An 18542-nucleotide genomic window follows, 5' to 3' on the forward strand; every position below is an offset into this window, starting at 1 on the left:
TATGGACGGTTTGGTTATTAAAAATACCGGAAGTTGGTATGTGGTTCACACCGATAACGGTGAGGATGTAAATTGTAAGATAAAAGGTAATTTCCGTCTGAAGGGAATCCGTACAACCAATCCTGTAGCTGTGGGCGACCGCGTGACAATATCGGTAAATCCCGACGGTAACGCTTTCATAACTGCCATACAGCCCCGTAAAAACTATATAATAAGGCGTGCAAGCAACCTGTCAAAGGAGTCGCACATAATAGCGGCCAATCTTGATTGTGCGTTTCTTGTCGTAACGCTTGCTCATCCTGTCACCTCTACTACGTTTATCGACCGTTTCCTTGCAACTGCCGAAGCCTACAGGGTACCTGCCGTGTTACTTATAAATAAGGTGGACTTGCTCACCGATGACGACGATAAGGAGTATTGCGAGGCCGTGGCATCGCTATACCGCACGATAGGTTATGATGTGTTGGAGATATCGGCCCTTACCGGTGAAGGCATGACCGAATTGCGAGAGCGTTTGAAGGATAAGATATCGCTATTCTCGGGAAATTCGGGAGTGGGGAAGTCTACGATAATAAATGCGTTGTTGCCCGACCTTGAATTGAGGACCGGTTCGATTTCCGACATGCACGATACGGGTATGCACACCACCACGTTTTCCGAGATGTTTCCGCTCCCTGAAGGCGGATGGATTATCGATACTCCGGGAATAAAGGGATTCGGTACCATTGACTTTGACAAGCATGAGATTGCCCACTTTTTCCCCGAAATATTCAAGATTTCAGCAGAGTGCAAATATGGCGACTGCACTCACACCCACGAGCCGGGATGTGCGGTGCTTAAAGCGCTTGACCAACACTACATTTCGCAGTCGCGTTATGCGTCCTATCTGAGCATTCTCGACGATACCAATCCCGACAAATATCGCAAGCCGTTTTGACATTAGGGCTACCCTATATAAAGACCGATGCGATCATCTCACGACGACCGCACCGCTTGTAAACCTTAAAAATCTAATCCTATGAAAAAACTGATTCAAAAGTAAGTTATAATTCAATTATATCCAAACCGAGAGTTAACTTTTTATCGTAAATTAACCTTAATAATGTTAACATGAACTTGTCGATGGCAAAATGAGTCCTTCAAGGTGTTCCTTTTTTACATTTGCATCGAAATTTCAATAAAAACATTAACTTTGTGAGTATGGCTAAATTTCAGATAAATTATTTAGGATGCGGTTCAGCAACGCCTACACTGAGGCATCTGCCGAGTTGCCAGGTGGTGGACTTTCGCGACAATCTTTTTATGATCGATTGTGGCGAAGGGGCGCAATTGTCGATGCGTCGTCAACGCCTTAAGTTCTCGCGGTTGTCCCACATCTTCATCTCGCATCTTCACGGTGACCATTGCCTCGGATTGCCAGGCCTTGTGTCGACACTGGCGCTTACCGGGCGTGAGGGAGGCGACATAACGATACATACATTCAAGGAGGGTGTCGAGATTTTCAAGACCATGCTTGACTTTTTCTGTCGTGAAACTCCATTCACGATTCACTATAATGTCATCAATCCGCGCGGCAATGAAGTGCTGTTTGAGAATGACTCCATTGTCGTGAGGTCGTTTCCGCTATATCATCGCGTGCCGTGCTCGGGATTTGTGTTTGCCGAGAAGCCGAAGCTGCGTCATCTGCGCGGCGACATGGTGCGGTTCTATAATGTGCCGATACGCCAATATCAGGCTATAAAGGGCGGTGCCGACTTCGTTACCGACGACGGTCGCGTGATACCCAATGAATGGCTCACATTGCCGGCCGATGCTGCGGTAAGTTACGCTTATTGTTCCGACACAGTCTACGACGAGCGCGTGGCGGCTGCAGTCGAGGGTGTCGACACTATATATCACGAGGCGACATATACCGACGAGTATGCCGACAAGGCTCGCTCAAGAGGTCACTCTACTGCTGCGGAGGCTGCACGCATAGCTCGGCTTGCAGGTGCCAACCGCCTTGTGCTCGGACACTTTTCCAAGCGTTACATTGACGAGGCGAAGCATCTTGAAGAGGCCAAAGAGATATTTCCAAACACTATAATTGCTTATGAGGGCATGTCCCTCGATTTGTTATGATTGTAAATGATGAGGATCGCCATTTCATGAAAGTGGCTATTGACGAGGCTCGCAGGGCTTACGAGGAGGATGAGGTGCCCATTGGTGCCGTGGTGGTGAGCAAGGGCCGCATAATAGGACGAGGTCACAATCTCACCGAGAAATTGAACGATGTCACGGCCCATGCCGAGATGCAGGCCATTACGGCTGCCGCCAATTATCTTGGCGGGAAATATCTTGACGACTGCACGCTCTATGTCACGGTAGAGCCTTGCATCATGTGTGCCGGAGCGATAGGCTGGAGTCAGCTGAAGCGTATTGTCTACGGTGCTCCCGATGCCAAGCGAGGGTTCTCCACATTCACGTCACGCACTCCGTTTCACCCCAAGTCGGTGGTCGTTTCGGGTGTAATGGAGGAAGAGTGCGCCGAGATTATGCGCTCGTTTTTCTCGCGTAAGCGCAAATGAATTTTTGCCGTGAATGTTTTTATGCGTAATTTTACGCCTATAAAGTCTTGTTATAATGTTAGGAATAGAGTCTTTGTCTTATAAGGAGAGCTCCGTTAAGTTGATGGAGGCCGCAGGCCGTGAAGTGTTGGTGCTGGATGGTGCCATGGGTACGATGATTCAGCGTTACGGCTTGTCGGAAAATGATTTCAGGGGTGAACGTTACGCCGCTTCCGATGCTCTGTTGAAGGGCTGCAATGACGCGCTTGTGCTGACGCGCCCCGATGTTATTAAGGATATACATCGCAAATACCTTGAGGCGGGGGCTATGATTATAGAAACCGACTCGTTCAATGCCAATGCTGTGTCGCTTGGCGATTACGGACTTCAGCACGATGTGACGGCACTTAATCATGCCGCGGCGAAAATAGCGCGTGAGGCCGCCGATGAATACATGACGCAGCATCCCGGAGCGATGCGTTGGGTGGCCGGAAGCATAGGCCCCACGAGCAAGTCGCTTACTATGGGGCAGGGTATCGACGACCCTTCGGCCGGCGTTGTCGATTGGGATCTGTTAACCGAAACATATATTGAGCAGATGAAGGCGTTGATCGAAGGAGGTGTCGACGCTCTGCTCATCGAAACTATATACGACGGCCTTAATGCCAAGGCTGCGATATGGGCGGCTCGAAGGGCCATGGAGATTGTTGGTGTGAGAGTGCCTTTGATGCTGTCGGTGACACTTACCGAGTCGGGACGAACCCTTTCGGGACAGACTCTGGAGGCAATAATTGCTTCCATGTCGTTTGGCGAACCGATGTCGATTGGACTTAATTGCGGGTTCGGTGCCGATGCCATGATGAAGTATGTCGAGGCTTTGCAACCCTATCCTTACGCCGTTAGCGTCTATCCCAATGCCGGACTTCCTAATGAGATGGGAGAGTATGACGAAACTCCATCAATGATGGCCGACAAGATTCGCGTCATGCTCCAACGCCGATGGGTGAATATCGTTGGAGGATGTTGCGGCACCACACCGCAGCACATTAAGGCACTCGCCGAGTTGTGCAAGCAATATGCTCCGCGCGTCGTCCCCGAGGTTGAACCCGAAATGACGCTTGCAGGTCTTGAACCGTTATGTGTCACCCCGAGGCTTAACTTTGTTAACGTGGGCGAGCGTTGTAACGTTGCCGGCAGCCGCAAGTTCCTCCGGCTGATAAAGGAGGGCAACATTGACGAGGCAATCGACATTGCCCGTAACCAGGTCGATGCGGGAGCCCAGATAATCGATATAAACATGGACGATGCCATGCTCGATGCCAGGGCATGCATGACATCGTTTCTTTCACGCATAGGGGTTGAGCCCGATGTGGCACGTGTGCCGGTGATGATTGACTCTTCCGACTGGAACGTAGTCATCGGCGGACTGAAGTGTGTGCAGGGCCGGCCTATTGTAAACTCCATCAGTCTTAAAGAAGGCGAGGAGAGCTTTATTAAGAAGGCGCGTGACATAAAGGAGATGGGTGCGGCGGTGGTTGTCATGGCTTTTGACGAGAAAGGTCAGGCCGATACCTTTGAGCGACGCATCGAAGTGTGCGACCGTGCCTACCGACTGCTTACCGGGAAGGTGGGCTTCAAGGGGTGTGACATCGTCTTTGACCCCAATGTCCTCGCCGTTGCTACCGGCATTGAGGAGCATGCCGATTACGCTCTTGATTTCATAAGGGCTGTAGAGTGGATAAAGTCCAATCTGCCGGGAGCCAAAGTGAGCGGAGGCGTGAGCAACTTGTCGTTCTCCTTCCGTGGCAACAATAGCGTGCGTGAGGCCATGCACGCACTCTTCCTGTACCATGCAATAGCTAAGGGTATGGACATGGCCATCGTGAACGCAGCAGCCATCATGCCGGTCGATGACATCCCCGATGAACTTCGTGAGGCTATCGACGATGTGCTGTTGAATCGCAGCCACGATGCTACCGAACGCCTCGTGGCTATTGCCGAAAAGATAAAGTCGGGCAACGTGACGGTTGCTGCCGAATCCCCAAGCGAGGAGCCGTCGCTCACTCCCGACAAGCGTGTGGAGCGCATGCTCGTAAAGGGCGTTGTCGACGGAATGGAGCGTAACCTGTCCGATGCAATGGCGATGCTCGGCTCGGCCGTTAAGGTGATCGAAGGCCCTCTTATGGCGGGAATGAACAGCGTAGGTGAGATGTTTGGCGCAGGAAAGATGTTCCTGCCGCAAGTGGTCAAGAGTGCCCGTACAATGAAGCAGGCCGTGGGATGGCTCACCCCTTTCATCGAGCGTGAGCGTCGCGGCAAGGTGAGCTCCAAGGCCGGCAAGATGGTGATTGCGACAGTGAAAGGCGATGTTCACGACATAGGCAAGAACATCGTTGGCGTAATCATGAACTGCAACGGCTACGACATCATCGACATGGGCGTGATGGTGCCTGCCGAGGATATTGTTGACAAAGCGATAGCGGAAAATGCCGACTTCGTCGGCCTCAGCGGATTGATTACTCCGTCACTTGAGGAGATGTGCAATGTTGCGCGCCTCATGGAGAGCAAGAGGATGAAGATACCGTTGCTTATCGGCGGTGCCACAACATCGGAGCTGCACACTGCCGTGAAGATTGCACCGTGCTATAGCGGCCCTGTGCTATACACACGTGACGCTGCCATGATGCCGGCTGCAGTCCGCAGGCTTGGTGATGAAGCGGAGGTGGCCCGGTTGCGTGATTCTCAGGCTGAGTTGCGTCGAAAGCATTCGTCAGGTGCAGGGCTGTTGTCTTTAAGCGAGGCCCGCTCAAAGCGTCCCCGGTTGTCCTATCCTTGCTATCCTGTAGCTCACCCCGGCGTTCATGAGTTGAACATCGACATTGCCGAGGCGCGGGAGTTTATAAATTGGAGAGCTTTCCTTTCGGCTTGGAAGATCGATGCTTCATTGGCATCGGTCATGGACATAAAGGGCTGCGACCATTGTCGCGCACAGTGGCTGGCGTCGGTTCCTTCCGAGAAGGTCAACAAGGCGGCCGAAGCCATGCAGTTGCTTAAGGAGGCGGGTCGCGTGCTCGACAGGCTTCAGCGTGACATCGTGGGCGGCATCAAGGCGAAGGTGGCATTTGTCGAGGCTGCATCCGATGGTGGCGACGACATCCTCTTCAACCATGATGGTGAAACGTTGCGCATAGCTACATTGCGTCAGCAACGACCCTCGGAGCGTGACGGACACTGCATCGCGTTGTCCGATTACATCGCGCCTGTAGAGAGCGATGGCAAGTTGCGCGACAGCATGGGAATGTTTGCCGTCACAGTAGGGCGTGACATTGAACGCATAATCGAAAGTTACAAGAACGAAGGCGACGACTACAGCGCCATTCTGTATCAAACCGTTGCCGACCGACTTGTCGAAGCGGCTACCGAGGTCATGCACCGAAAGGTCAGGGTGGAGCTGTGGGGATACGCTCCCGACGAATCGCTCAGCGAGCGTCACGTGCTTCAACAGTACTACAAAGGCATACGCCCGGCAATCGGTTATCCGTCACTGCCCGACCAGTCGTTGATTTTCCTCACCGACCGCGTGCTCCGATATTCCGATATGGGCATAACATTGACCGAGAGCGGCGCTATGTCGCCTGCCGCCTCTACAACCGGATTGATTATATCGCATCCCGACAGCCGTTACTTCGTCGTGGGTGATGTCGACAATGGGCAGCGTCGCCTCTATGCCGAGCGTAGGGCGATGTCACTCGATGAGCTTAAACGTTTCTTGCCTTAGCACGTAACGCGGCCGTCAGCGTGCAAGACGCTCCGACTCGAGAATAGGAAGATTGGATTCAGTGGGAATGTATATGACGGTCTTGTCGTTAAGGTCGTTCTGCTGTCTTACCCAAAGATACTGAATGTAGGTAGGGGTGAGGCTGCCGTTCTCTATCCTTATGGCCTCGGCTGCTCCCTTGGCTCGTTCTATTTCGGCTTGGGCGTTGAGCTTCTCGGCTTCAAGGTTTGCCTTGGCCTCTTCTATCTTGATTTTGCGGTTCTGCTCTGCTTTTGCAAACTCGGCACGACCCGACATCTCTTGTTGCCATACATTATAATATGGTATGGCTATGAATGCACCTGCTATTACTGCGACTCCCACAATAATGCAGAATGCCATTGAAAGGTATAGTTTCGCTTTGTTCATTGCAATAAATGAAATTGGTGGGTTTGACAACATCGCAAATGTACAAAAAAACAGCATTGGTGGCGATGTTGTCGCAAGTTGTATCTACTTTTTAGATTGTTTTTTGTACTTGCTGTAGGCTTTTGCAAGGCGGGTGTGATAGCCGCGCTTGGCATAGGAAGGGCCGTTGTAACGTAACGCAAATCCGGCCCAGTTTTTGGCTTTAAGGTATTTGGCGAGATTGTTTGACTTTAGGAAGTTGACAAACAGTTCAAGCTGCTCTTTCTCCGATGTCGACATTCGGCGGGCGAAGTCCACGGGTGATTCGGCGCCGCATTTTTTCCAATTGAATCCACCTATCTGGAACATGCCCCAGAATGTTCCCTCTATTGCCGCGATGGAATCGATTGAAAGCGCCGACTTCAGGCGCTCGTATTGCGCGGCCTGGTAGGAGCCGTATTTTTTAGCGTTGGGACGGGCGAAGACAACGGCGTTACTTCGTGAGTATTTGCCGAGTTTTATTCCGTGACGCGCCGCCCACTTCTTAAACATTGGAAGGTCGAAGTTGATTATCGGCTGATTAGGCTTGTAAAATCCCTGATGTGTCTGTCCGGCCTCGATTTCGATTACCGCTTTTATCGATGCTATATCTATTCCGAGTTCGTTGGCGGCTTGCTTGTAGTCGTCGTCGGTAAGGCGATGTATTACGGTTGGATCGATGATCTCCACCTCTTCCTTGACTGTAGCTGAATCGCTGCTTTGTGCTTGTATGGAGCTTCGTGCATGGGAGCGTGAGCACGAGGTTAACAGTGTCAGTATCAGTAAGGCTCTTGTCAATGACAAAAAATATTTTTCAAGCATACGTTTCACGGAAATGATTTTTTTAGGTGATAAAACAACGCCACGGGTGTTGATGTTCACGCGTGGCGTTGTTGGCGTGTTGTATGCGTTAGCCGTTCAGTTCGGCTACCTTCTTCAATATTAGCGTAAGCTGATTCCAGAAGCGTTCAACTGCCGGGATGTGCATCTTCTCCGACGGAGAGTGAACACCGCGCAGGGTGGGACCGAACGACACCATGTCGAGGTGCGGGTACTTGGTGAGGAAAAGTCCGCATTCAAGACCTGCGTGGATAGCCTTGATGGCAGGCTTTACACCGTAGAGTTCCTCGTATGCGTCACTTGCTATCTTCATTATGGTTGAGTCCATGTTGGGTGCCCATCCGGGATATCCGTCACCGTGAGTCACCTTTGCTCCGGCAAGCAGGAAGAGAGCCTCAAGCTGGTTGGCGATGTCCAGTTTGCGTGACTCGACCGAGCTGCGCTGGCTTGTTGTAACGAGTATGGTGGAGTCGGGCTGCATCTTTACCGATGCAAGGTTGGTCGAAGTTTCAACAAGGCCTTCGAGGTCGTGGCTCATTGATATAACACCGTGGGGACATGCATAGAGCGCGCGTATAAGGCGGGTCGTTGTGTCGGAATCGATGGCATATTCGGGCTTGTCGACCGACTTGATGGTGAGCGACATGTTGGGGTCGGTAGTCTTGTATTCGTTCTCTACATCGGCCACATAGCGGTTGAATGCCACAATGATGTCCTCTTTGCGTGACGAATGCACACCCACGATTGCATGGGCTGCACGCGGAATGGCGTTACGCAGGTTGCCGCCGCTGATTTCGCTAAGCACGATGGGCTTCTCCTTCGAGATGTTGAAGAGGAAACGAGCAAGAAGCTTGTTGGAGTTGGCGCGTCCTTCATGGATGTCACCTCCCGAGTGACCGCCGCTGAGGTTGGCTATGTCGATGTGGAACCAATGGCAGTCGGCGGGGGCCATCTCACGCTTGTACTCAAATGTAATGGTAGTGTCGATGCCTCCTGCGCAACCGATGAATATCTCACCGTCATCCTCCGAGTCGAGGTTGAGGAGTATCGAGCCGTTCATCATGTTTTCGCCGAGATTGTTGGCTCCGGTCATTCCGGTTTCCTCGTCGACTGTAAACAGTGCCTCGATGGGGCCGTGTTCAAGCGAGTTGTCGGCCATGACGGCAAGAGAGGCGGCCATGCCTATACCGTTGTCGGCTCCGAGAGTGGTGCCGTCGGCATGCATCCATTCTCCGTCTATAATAGTGGTGATGGGGTTGTTCTCAAAGTCGAAGTTCTTGTCGTTTGACTCGCACACCATGTCCATGTGGCCCTGGAGTATTACTGTGGGGGCGTTTTCGTGTCCCGGAGTTGCGGGCTTGCTCATAACGACATTGCCCACCTTGTCGGTCTTGGCCTGTATATTGTGCTTTTTAGCGAACTCAAGCAGATATTCGCGTATCTTTCCTTCCTTCTTAGAGGGACGGGGAACTTTGGTTATCTCATCGAATATGGACCAGATGAGAGCCGGTTGGAGATCCTTGATTGTCATAATCGAAAAATTTATACTGATGTAGTTAATTATTGGGTATTCAAACCTCGTTGCAATGTATAAAAATGTTAAATTCTTTACATTTCGCACTCTAAGTTACAAAATAAAATTTAGATATTACCAAAATTCTGATTCCTTTCTTATATTTGCACTGTAAAAACGTAATTACACAGTGAGAATCGTAGTAATATCTGTGATTTTTGTCACTTTGGCTGTTTTGCTCCTCGGCGTCAAGGTGTTTTTTGTCAAAGGTGGCCGGTTCCCTTCCGGTCATGTGCACGACGTCCCGGCGTTGCGCGACAAAAATGTGACATGTGCGTTGCGTGATGAGAAGAAAAAATGATTACTCAACAACAAAAAACATCCTTACAATATTTAAAATGAAGAATTTTGCACTTTGTGCCAAGTCACTAATGCTTATTTTGGCGGTTCTTGCCGTGTCGTGTTCCGATAATGGCTCTGCCGATGCTACAAAAACTGAAACGAAAGTAGAAAGCGCTCCTGCCGTAACTCTCAATATCCGTTACATTGACGGCGATTCGATTGCGGCTCACTACAATCTGGCTAAGGATTTCAAGGAAGCTCAGTTGCGTTCGTTCAGCAAAATCGACAACGCTCAGCGCACTCGCGGTGCTGAACTCCAGAAGCTCGGTTCGTCAATCCAGCAGAAGGTCAACAACAACGGCTATCTCAGCGAGGCAAGCTATAAGGCCGATGTAGAGTCGTTCAACAAGAAGCAGGCCGAGGCCGAAAACTACCTCGCAAGCCTTCAGCGCGAAGCCGAGCAGGAGATGATTCAGCAGCAGGTTCAGCTCAATGACTCGATTGAGGCCTTCATCAAGGATTACAATGCCAAGAAGGGTTACGACGCTATTCTGTTCAAGAATGCCGGCGTATACTTCAATCCGGCTCTCGACATAACCGATGAGGTTATAAAGGGCTTGAACGCACGCTACAACAAGGTAAGCGAAAAGTAAGCACGATAGGTGCTGTTGACTATTTGAAGAGCATACGCGGGATCGCCTTTCGATGGCGATCTCGCGCTTTGCTTATTTTAAACCAATGTGACTGCTCGGGCGTTCTATTAAAAAAATGGATTGAAAGTGCCCGAAAAGTGGAGCTTTTTAACTATTTTCGCATAACAATTTATTTATTGAGAATCATGGAGAGAATCAAGGTGAAGATAATCAACAGGTCGGGCCATGAGCTGCCCGCTTACGAAACGCCATCGTCGGCCGGAATGGATGTTAGAGCATGCTTGAAAGAGCCGGTGACACTACAGCCTATGCAGAGGGCGTTGATTCCTACCGGATTGTATATCCAGTTACCTCACGGTTATGAGTGTCAGATGCGACCTCGTTCGGGACTGGCTCTTAAAAAAGGCATTTCTCTTGTAAATACTCCCGGAACCGTAGATTCGGACTACCGTGGCGAGATAGGTGCGATTGTCATCAATCTTTCCGACGAGCCGTTTGTGATAAACGACGGTGAGCGTATATGCCAGATGGTGATAAAGGAATATACACGAGTGGAGTGGGAGCCGGTTGAACGACTCGACCAGACTACACGCGGTGATGGCGCTTTCGGACACACGGGGATTAACTGATTAGAGTGATTGGAAATATGAAGCTGTCGTTTCGTAAAATAACATTGTCGGTTGCTTTGACGGCCGTTGTCGTGCCGCTATTCGTGACTGCGGCGAAAAAGACCGAGGTTGCGCCTAATTCCGATGAATTGAAAGCCGACTACATATTCATGGAGGCTTTGCGCCAACATGCCATCGACAAGGAGGATGCTTACTATGACCTGTTGTCACGGGCCTATCAGCTGGACCCGTCAAACAGTGATGTTGGATTTTTCCTCGGCTATTACACCGTTATGACCTCAGGCGATGATTCAACAATGTTTAAGAATGGTTACGACCTGATGAAGCGACACTTCAACGAAGCTCCGGCCGATTTCTACAGCAACTTTGTGTACGGAAGCATAAACGACCGTCTTGGTTCGCGTGACGAGGCGCTGAAGGTGTGGACTACGCTCGACTCGATATATCCCCACAAGATGGAGATTTCCTACAAACTGGCCGAGGCTCTTGCCTCCTCGGGCGATTCGTCCAAAATAGCCAAGGCAATAGGCGTGTATGACCGCATAGAGAAGACACAGGGTAAGAACATTCCGTTGACCACAAGCAAAATCAGGGCTTTCCTTTCATCGCAGGACACTGCATCCATCTATAAAGAGGTATATTCGTTGCTGAAGTCGGCGCCTCACAGCGTTGAGAACAACGTGTTTGCCGGAAATGTGTTTGCTATGTTCTCCGACAACGATTCGGCCTTGTCCTATTTTGACAAGGCGTGTGACCTGGACTCCACATCGGGACTTGCCTACTACTCACGAGCCAATTTCTATAAATCAATAGGCGACAGCGTAAATTACGACAAGGAGGTGTTCCGTGCCCTGAGCCGTGAAAGCCTCGAACTTGATGCCAAGCTTGAACTGCTCACAGGCTATATCCGTGAGCTATATGACGATCCCAGCCAGCAGGGACGCATTCAGGAGCTCTTTGCAACGCTGCTCGACCAGCATCCCCATGAGGTCGACATTCATGACCTCTACTGCTCCTATCTTATAGCAATCGAGGATTATGCCGGTGCGGCCGAGCAACTTGGCTATGCACTTGACATCGATCCGAGTTCCGAGGAACGTTGGCGCACTCTCTTGAGCCTCTACATGCAGGCCGACGACTATGCAAAGTCGGCCGAGAAAGGTGAAACGGCATTGCGCTACCATCCGTCAAGTGCGATGATACACTTGATGCTCGGAACCGATTACAACCTCATGAAGGAGTATGACAAAGCTCTCGGCAATCTTAACAAGGCCATGGAGCTTACCGATTCGGTCGATTATGACGCCGTTTCGCAGATTATGTCGTCGATGGGCGATGTGTATTACGCCAAGGGCGACCGTGATTCTGCATTTGTCTACTATGACAAGGCTATATCCATCGACCCCGACAATCTGCTCGCACTTAATAACTGCGCCTACTATCTTGCCGTTGAAGGCCGCGACCTTGACAAGGCCGAGGAGATGAGCGCGAGAACTATAAAGGAGCGTCCCGACGACGCTACTTCGCTTGACACTTATGCTTGGGTGATGTTCCGCAAGAAGAATTACACCGAGGCGATGGCCTATATCGACAAGGCGATTGCCAACAGTGAGGAGCCGTCGGAGGAGTTGTATCACCATGCCGGCGACATATACTTCATGAACGGGGAGCCACAGAAAGCTCTTGAGTTCTGGGAGAAGGCTCTTGCCCTCGACCCCGATAACGAGTTGCTGCAGCGCAAAGTCAAGCACAAGACCTATTTTTATGAATAATCATCGATTATGAAGCCGTCACATTTCATCACATTATCAATAATATCATTGCTTGTATTCTCGGGTTGTCACTCTTCAAAGCGAAGTCTGAGGCCCGGTGAGCCGTTGCCTGAAAATGCCACGTTGACTCAGCGTTATGACGCACTTGTCGACGGTTATGGCAATTGGAGCGATGTCACGGTGCCTGTAAGCTTCGTGTTGTCGTCGCCTCAGCGTTTCTCCATATCGGGACGGGCTAAGATGATTCACGACGAGTCGATCGACATATCGCTGCGCATGCTCGGCTTTGAGGTGGGACGCATTTACCTCACTGTCGACTCGGTTCATGTGATGGTGAAGCCCAAGAAAGTGTATATGTCGGAAAGCCTTGCTGAAGTGTCGCGCGTATTTAAGTTCAGTGTGGGCAATGTGCAGGATTTGATAATGGGGCGTCCGTTTGTTCTCGGCGGTTCCACATTGTCGCCCGATACCCGCAACCTGGCATTGCGGTTCATCGAAGGTGATGCGTGGAGCATAATGCTTGCTCCGTCTATATCGTCGGCAAGCTACGGTTACCGTGTGTGCGCCGACAACTTCCTGGAATATCTCGTAGCGGGATACAACAACGGCTATCTGACCGCTTCATGCGGGTACTCGGCTCCTGTCAATGTTGACGGTGTGGGCGTTGTGTCGCCCGATGTCGACATCAATGTTGTCAATCCCAAGCAGAAGATAGAGGCTTCTATTACATGGAAGTGGGATAATGCCCGATGGAATGAGGGCATTGAGTCGGAGTGGACGGTGCCTCGCGGATATAAGCGCATCAAGGCGGCCGATGTAATAAAGAATGTAGCTCAGGATTAGTCATGAAGCAGTGTTGTAGAATCGGGAGTGTTTTCTTAATGATAGTCATGCTTCTGTCGGCGGTCGACATGTCGGCGGCCCGGAAGCGCACACGCAGTGTGACAAGCGTCAAGCAGGAGCAGAAAGCCAACGCTCAGGCCATAAAGAAGACTTCGCAACAACTCGATGAAAATGCAAAGGCTACATCACGCACGTTGAATGCGCTGAACACTCTTGGGGCCGAGATTCGTCAGCAGAACGACTCGATAGCGTCGATAAATCACCAGATTGATTCTATCGACAGCGCGATGAAGCACATAAATGACTCAATTGTCACTCTTGACGGAAAGCTTGCGGCTCTTCGCGACAGTTATGCGCGTTCGGTGACGCGTATAAAAAACTCACAGCAAGGATCGATGGATAAGCTGGCTTTTATCTTTTCGGCCGAATCATTCACTCAGGCTTATAGGCGATTCCGTTATTTGGGCGAATTCTCGAAGTGGCGCAAGCGCCGTAACGATGAGATAAAGGAGGTGCAGGCCCGGCTTGAGAAGCAACGTGACGAGCTCACTCGCCTTCAGGGCGTGAAATCGGGAATGCTTACCCGGATGAATGTCGCCCGAAACGACCTTGAGAAAAAGCAGAATGAAACATCGGCTCTTGTTGCCAAACTGAAGAAGGAGGGCGCATCGCTGAAGAAAGTGCTGCGACAGAAGGAGGCGCAGGCGCGTGCCCTTGATAACGAGCTTGACCGACTGATAGCCGAGGAGCAGCGTCGTCAGGCCGAGGAGAAGCGTAAGGAGCAGGAGCGTCTGCTTGCCGAGGAGAATGCCCGCAAGAAGCAGCAACAGAAAGAACAGGAGGCCAAGGCGGCTGCCAAGAACGGTAAGTCGGACTCCAAGTCCGATAAGGCTAAGTCGGCTCCGGCCAAGGCCGAGCAGCCTGAACGCAAGGCTGTAGCCCAACCCAAGCCGGCATCAACCGCAGCGAAGCCTGCTACAAATTACGCCATGGCCGAAACAAGCCGCAAACTCACCGGAAGCTTTGAAAGCAATAAGGGCAGGCTTCTGTTCCCCGTCAACGGAAAGTATAAGATCGTGCGTCCGTTTGGCCGGCACAAGCATCCCGATTTGCCCCATGTCACTACCGACAACGGCGGCATCGACATCGAGGTGCCGGCAGGAGGAACTGCGCGTGCGGTGTTTGACGGCACCGTTTCGGAAGTGTTCCGTCTTCCCGGCTACAACACTATCGTGATGGTGCGTCACGGCAAATATCTTACCATATATGCCAACCTGAGCAACATCAATGTCAAGAAGGGTGACGCACTGAAGCAGGGACAGACCATAGGTACGATCTATTCCGACCCCGACGACGGAAATCGCTCAATTCTGCACTTCGAGCTGCGTCAGGAGAAGCAGAAACTTAATCCCACGGCTTGGGTTAGATGATTGCGCGTGACGCAGTAACCGAAGTAAGGTCACGGAGGCCGTTGACGGCATCGGTGATGCGTGCGATGACGCTTCTAAGCGGAACGCGTGTCTTGATTTTGCTCTGTTCGGTAGTGCGCGTCAAGCTTGTGGCCCTTTGGATAGGAGCCGCAGGTGTGGGGCTGTTCGGTATCTACAATTCATTCATTGAACTTATGTCGGCTCTCACGCAATTGAATGTGCGCGACTCATCGGTGCGTGACATTGCCGGGGTCGACGACATTTCGATGCGTCACCGCATCATTGGTGTCGTGAGGCGATGGGCTGCCGTTCTCGGTCTTTTCGGCTCATTGCTCACGCTTGCATTGTCGCCATTGTTGAGCCGTGTTACATTCGGTGACGATGCTCATGCCTGCGGTTTTGTGTGGCTGTCGGCGGTCATGCTCTTCAGTTCGGTCACAGGCGGTGAGTTGGCCATATTGCAAGGCTCGCGTCTGTTGGGGCGGTTGGCCGCAGCGTCACTTGCCGGAGCGGTGGGCGGGTTGCTGCTTTCAGTACCTCTGTTCTATTTTCTCGGAATTGATTCAATCGTGCCGTCGATCGGGGTGTATGCGCTGTCGACACTTGTCGCAGCACTTCTGTTGCGTTATAAAGGAGCGGGTACTGCGAGCGGCGGTGTGACATTGCGCGAAACCGTTGCAAAGGGATGCGGCTTCCTTCGCCTCGGGGCATGGATGACGGTAGCCGCATTTGTGACATTGTTGTCGCAGTACATCTTCATCGTCTATGTCAATAACCGTGGCGGTGTGGATGATGTCGGATTCTATCAGGCGGGATTCACTCTTGTCAACAAATATATAGGACTGTTGCTTGTGGGCGTTGCCATGGAGTACTATCCTCGGCTTGCGTCACGTGCCGGGTCGTTGCGTTCATTGGGCGTATATGCCAACCACGAGATAGTCACGTTGTCATGGATTGCGATGCCGTGTGTGTCGCTGTTCATCGTGTTTCGCGGATTGATTGTGGAGATGCTTTACTCTGCCGAGTTTGAGTCCATATTACCGTATGTCACATGGGCCATGGCTGGAACCGTGCTGCGCTGCGTGAGCTGGTGCATGGGTTATGTGATGCTTGCCCGAGGTGACGGAAAGGCCTACGTGGTGTGTGAGTCGGTGAGTGCTGTAGTCTACTTGGTGTTGAATACGCTCTTTTACGAAATGTGGGAAGTAGAATCACTCGGAAAAGCCTATTTCCTGTGGTATGCCGTTTATTGCGTGACGGTGATGACGGTGTGTCGTGTCAGATACGGACTGAGATTGCGTTACGCTGCAATGTCGGTGGTGACGGTGTCGCTGCTTGTCGTGATGCTGACGATGTATCTTACCGATGTGTCGTTGCTGCTCGGCCTTGCCGCAGCCTTGACCGGATGCGTTGTTTCCATCGTTGCGTTACGGCGGATGACGGCATAGAAAAAGCGCTGCATCGATTCCGATACAGCGCTTTCTGCTATAGTTAACTTTATGTTATGGCAAATTAATCTTCGCGGTGGTTGTTGTTACGACGGGGACCACGGTCGTTACGCTGCTGGCGATCGCCGTCACGACGAGGGCCGCGCTCGTTGTTGTTGCGGGGTCCGCGGGGTGCGCGCTGGGGCTCTACGTAGCCTTCGGGCTTGGGTTGGAGGGCACGCATCGACAGACGGTACTTTCCGGTCTTCTTGTCGATTTCGATAAGCTTCACCTCTACGGTGTCGCCTTCATGCAGGCCTGAAGCTTCCATGTTTTCAAGACGATCCCAGCTTATCTCCGAGATGTGGAGCAGTCCGTCACGGTTGGGCATGAATTCAACAAATGCACCGAAGTCGAGTATCGAACGCACCTTACCGGTGTAAACTTTGCCCTCCTCGGGAAGCTCAACGATTGCGTTGATCATTTCAAGAGCCTTGTCCATGGCCTCCTTGTTATTGGCGGCAACTTCGATGTAACCTGCATTGTCGATTTCATCGATTGAAACAGTGGCACCACTTGCTTCCTGGATACCCTGGATAATCTTTCCGCCCGGGCCTATTACGGCACCGATGAGGTCCTTGGGTATTGTCATGGTGACTATGCGCGGTACCTGGGGCTTGTAATCGGCGCGAGGTTCGGCGATAGCTTCCTGGATTTTGTCAAGGATGTGCATGCGGCCTTCACGAGCCTGGAGAAGAGCCTTCTCAAGAACCTCGTAGGAGAGTCCGTCGACCTTGATGTCCATCTGGGTTGCGGTGATACCGTCACGGGTACCTGTTACCTTGAAGTCCATGTCGCCAAGGTGGTCCTCGTCACCGAGAATATCGGAAAGTACGGCATACTTAGCACCGTCGGTGTCGGTTATAAGACCCATTGCAATACCGCTGACGGGCTTCTTCATCTTGACACCGGCATCGAGCAGGGCAAGTGTACCGGCACAAACGGTGGCCATTGACGACGAGCCGTTTGACTCAAGGATGTCGCTCACGATGCGGCATACATAGGGGAAGTTGTCGGGGAACATTCTCTTCAATGCACGGTGGGCGAGATTGCCGTGACCTACTTCACGACGGCCTACGCCACGCACGGGCTTAGCCTCACCTGTAGAGAAGGGGGGGAAGTTGTAGTGGAGGAGGAAGCGCTCCTTGCCCTGGTTGAGCACGTCGTCGAGAATCTTCTCGTCGAGCTTGGTGCCGAGTGTCACGGTGGCGAGAGCCTGTGTTTCACCACGGGTGAACACTGCCGATCCGTGAGGGCCGGGAACGTAGTCGGTTTCAATCCAGATGGGACGGATTTCGGTTGTCTTGCGTCCGTCAAGACGGATGCCTTCGTCGAGGATGCAACGGCGCACAGCCTCGCGCTCAACATCGTGATAGTAACGCTTCACGAGAGGAGCCTTCTCTTCGCGCTCTTCCTCGGGTATTGATTCGATGTATTCATCGCATATTGCATCGAATGAATCGTTACGCCAGTGCTTGTCGGCGCTGCCTGCCTTGGCAACGGCATAAGCCTTGTCGTAGCATTTTTCATGAACATCCTTGCGCAGGTCTTCATCGTTGGTTTCGTGGCAATATTCGCGCTTTACGGTCGAGCCTACGGCCTCGGCAAGTTCCATCTGGGCCTTGCACTGAACCTTTATAGCGTCATGAGCTGCCTTGAGGGCTGCAAGAAGGTCGGCTTCTGAAACTTCGTTCATTTCGCCTTCAACCATCATGATGTTATCGTAGGTAGCACCAACCATGAGCTCCATATCGGCCTTTTCAAGCTGCTCGAATGTGGGGTTGATTACAAATTCACCGTCGATGCGTGCAACTCTGACTTCCGAAATAGGACCGTTGAAGGGTATGTCGCTTACTGCAAGGGCTGCCGATGCTGCAAGTCCGGCCAGTGCGTCGGGCATATCAACTCCGTCGGCCGAGAACATGATGATGTTGACAAATGTATCGGCATGATAATTGTCGGGGAAAAGAGGACGGAGTACACGGTCAACAAGACGAGCTGTAAGGATCTCGTAATCGGATGCGCGACCTTCACGCTTCAGGAAGCCGCCGGGGAAACGGCCGTTAGATGAAAATTTCTCTTTGTACTCCACTTGTAGGGGCATGAAGTCGACCCCTTCGCCGGCTTCCTTTGCCGACACTACTGTAGCAAGGAGCATTGTATTGCCCATGCGTAATTCTACCGCTCCATCGGCTTGCTTGGCCAGCTTGCCTGTTTCAAGTGTGATGGTGCGTCCATCACCAAGCTCGATGGTTTTCTTAATTGGTTGTGCCATAAAAATGT

The 18542-nt window shown here is 51.7% G+C and carries 15 protein-coding genes; 11 read left to right on the forward strand and 4 right to left on the reverse strand.

Going from position 1 to position 18542, the window contains the following annotated elements:
- Position 1 precedes the first annotated feature (1 nt).
- The 4 genes from rsgA (at position 2) to metH (ending at position 6324) form a co-directional block, all read left to right on the forward strand.
- A complete protein-coding gene (gene rsgA, locus E5354_RS09055) occupies positions 2-937 on the forward strand; it encodes a ribosome small subunit-dependent GTPase A (RefSeq protein WP_135947250.1) in 936 nt (311 codons plus the stop codon).
- Between the two features lie 263 nt (positions 938-1200).
- Positions 1201-2121, forward strand: coding sequence for a ribonuclease Z (locus E5354_RS09060; protein ID WP_135947251.1), 921 nt, complete (start codon positions 1201-1203; stop codon positions 2119-2121).
- Positions 2118-2567 carry a nucleoside deaminase gene (locus tag E5354_RS09065; protein WP_135947252.1) on the forward strand — a complete coding sequence of 150 codons (450 nt, stop codon included), beginning with the start codon at positions 2118-2120 and terminating at the stop codon, positions 2565-2567. The genes E5354_RS09060 and E5354_RS09065 overlap by 4 nt, the downstream gene beginning before the upstream one ends.
- A 55-nt stretch (positions 2568-2622) precedes the next feature.
- A complete protein-coding gene (gene metH / locus E5354_RS09070) occupies positions 2623-6324 on the forward strand; it encodes a methionine synthase (protein WP_135947253.1) in 3702 nt (1233 codons plus the stop codon).
- Between the two features lie 15 nt (positions 6325-6339).
- Here the strand turns inward: metH and E5354_RS09075 are convergent, their stop codons facing one another.
- The 3 genes from E5354_RS09075 to E5354_RS09085 form a co-directional block, all read right to left on the reverse strand.
- Positions 6340-6705, reverse strand: coding sequence for a hypothetical protein (locus E5354_RS09075; protein ID WP_135947371.1), 366 nt, complete (start codon positions 6703-6705; stop codon positions 6340-6342).
- Between the two features lie 111 nt (positions 6706-6816).
- Positions 6817-7548 (reverse strand): N-acetylmuramidase family protein, encoded by a 732-nt coding sequence (locus E5354_RS09080; RefSeq protein WP_168353868.1) that lies wholly within the window; start codon positions 7546-7548, stop codon positions 6817-6819.
- Between the two features lie 112 nt (positions 7549-7660).
- The gene (locus E5354_RS09085) at positions 7661-9121 is read right to left on the reverse strand and encodes an aminoacyl-histidine dipeptidase (protein WP_135947255.1); all 1461 of its coding nucleotides are present in this window, start codon (positions 9119-9121) and stop codon (positions 7661-7663) included.
- Positions 9122-9293: 172 nt separating this feature from the next.
- Here E5354_RS09085 and E5354_RS14200 point away from each other — a divergent pair, with 172 nt between their 5' ends.
- From E5354_RS14200 to E5354_RS09115, 7 genes are all read left to right on the forward strand, one after another.
- The gene (locus E5354_RS14200; RefSeq protein WP_168353869.1) at positions 9294-9464 is read left to right on the forward strand and encodes a hypothetical protein; all 171 of its coding nucleotides are present in this window, start codon (positions 9294-9296) and stop codon (positions 9462-9464) included.
- A gap of 37 nt (positions 9465-9501) precedes the next feature.
- Entirely contained in the window at positions 9502-10098 is a 597-nt protein-coding gene (locus E5354_RS09090) for an OmpH family outer membrane protein (protein ID WP_168184347.1), read from the forward strand.
- 194 nt (positions 10099-10292) lie between these two features.
- Positions 10293-10727, forward strand: a complete 435-nt coding sequence (gene dut, locus E5354_RS09095; RefSeq protein WP_123396528.1) for a dUTP diphosphatase — start codon at positions 10293-10295, stop codon at positions 10725-10727.
- A 17-nt stretch (positions 10728-10744) separates the two neighbouring features.
- Positions 10745-12499 carry a tetratricopeptide repeat protein gene (locus E5354_RS09100; RefSeq protein WP_135947256.1) on the forward strand — a complete coding sequence of 585 codons (1755 nt, stop codon included), beginning with the start codon at positions 10745-10747 and terminating at the stop codon, positions 12497-12499.
- Positions 12500-12508: 9 nt separating this feature from the next.
- Positions 12509-13342, forward strand: a complete 834-nt coding sequence (locus E5354_RS09105) for a DUF4292 domain-containing protein (protein ID WP_135947257.1) — start codon at positions 12509-12511, stop codon at positions 13340-13342.
- Between the two features lie 38 nt (positions 13343-13380).
- The gene (locus tag E5354_RS09110; protein WP_168353870.1) at positions 13381-14772 is read left to right on the forward strand and encodes a peptidoglycan DD-metalloendopeptidase family protein; all 1392 of its coding nucleotides are present in this window, start codon (positions 13381-13383) and stop codon (positions 14770-14772) included.
- Positions 14769-16220 carry an oligosaccharide flippase family protein gene (locus tag E5354_RS09115; protein WP_135947259.1) on the forward strand — a complete coding sequence of 484 codons (1452 nt, stop codon included), beginning with the start codon at positions 14769-14771 and terminating at the stop codon, positions 16218-16220. The genes E5354_RS09110 and E5354_RS09115 overlap by 4 nt, the downstream gene beginning before the upstream one ends.
- Positions 16221-16284: 64 nt before the next feature.
- On the opposite strand, the gene E5354_RS09120 is transcribed toward E5354_RS09115, so the two are convergent.
- Positions 16285-18534 (reverse strand): polyribonucleotide nucleotidyltransferase, encoded by a 2250-nt coding sequence (locus E5354_RS09120; RefSeq protein ID WP_135947260.1) that lies wholly within the window; start codon positions 18532-18534, stop codon positions 16285-16287.
- Positions 18535-18542: the final 8 nt, after the last annotated feature.

It is taken from the genome of Muribaculum sp. NM65_B17 (assembly GCF_004793735.1).
In the GTDB taxonomy this organism is placed as follows: Bacteria; Bacteroidota; Bacteroidia; order Bacteroidales; family Muribaculaceae; genus Muribaculum; species Muribaculum gordoncarteri.

Coding starts and splice junctions, on each gene's coding strand:
- E5354_RS09075 (WP_135947371.1), bottom strand. CDS start 6,705: ATGGCATTCTGCATTATTGTGGGAGTCGCAGTAATAGCAGGTGCATTC.
- E5354_RS09110 (WP_168353870.1), top strand. CDS start 13,381: ATGATAGTCATGCTTCTGTCGGCGGTCGACATGTCGGCGGCCCGGAAG.
- E5354_RS09100 (WP_135947256.1), top strand. CDS start 10,745: ATGAAGCTGTCGTTTCGTAAAATAACATTGTCGGTTGCTTTGACGGCC.
- E5354_RS09090 (WP_168184347.1), top strand. CDS start 9,502: ATGAAGAATTTTGCACTTTGTGCCAAGTCACTAATGCTTATTTTGGCG.
- E5354_RS09085 (WP_135947255.1), bottom strand. CDS start 9,121: ATGACAATCAAGGATCTCCAACCGGCTCTCATCTGGTCCATATTCGAT.
- E5354_RS09120 (WP_135947260.1), bottom strand. CDS start 18,534: ATGGCACAACCAATTAAGAAAACCATCGAGCTTGGTGATGGACGCACC.
- E5354_RS09105 (WP_135947257.1), top strand. CDS start 12,509: ATGAAGCCGTCACATTTCATCACATTATCAATAATATCATTGCTTGTA.
- rsgA (WP_135947250.1), top strand. CDS start 2: ATGGACGGTTTGGTTATTAAAAATACCGGAAGTTGGTATGTGGTTCAC.
- E5354_RS09060 (WP_135947251.1), top strand. CDS start 1,201: ATGGCTAAATTTCAGATAAATTATTTAGGATGCGGTTCAGCAACGCCT.
- metH (WP_135947253.1), top strand. CDS start 2,623: ATGTTAGGAATAGAGTCTTTGTCTTATAAGGAGAGCTCCGTTAAGTTG.
- E5354_RS09065 (WP_135947252.1), top strand. CDS start 2,118: ATGATTGTAAATGATGAGGATCGCCATTTCATGAAAGTGGCTATTGAC.
- E5354_RS09115 (WP_135947259.1), top strand. CDS start 14,769: ATGATTGCGCGTGACGCAGTAACCGAAGTAAGGTCACGGAGGCCGTTG.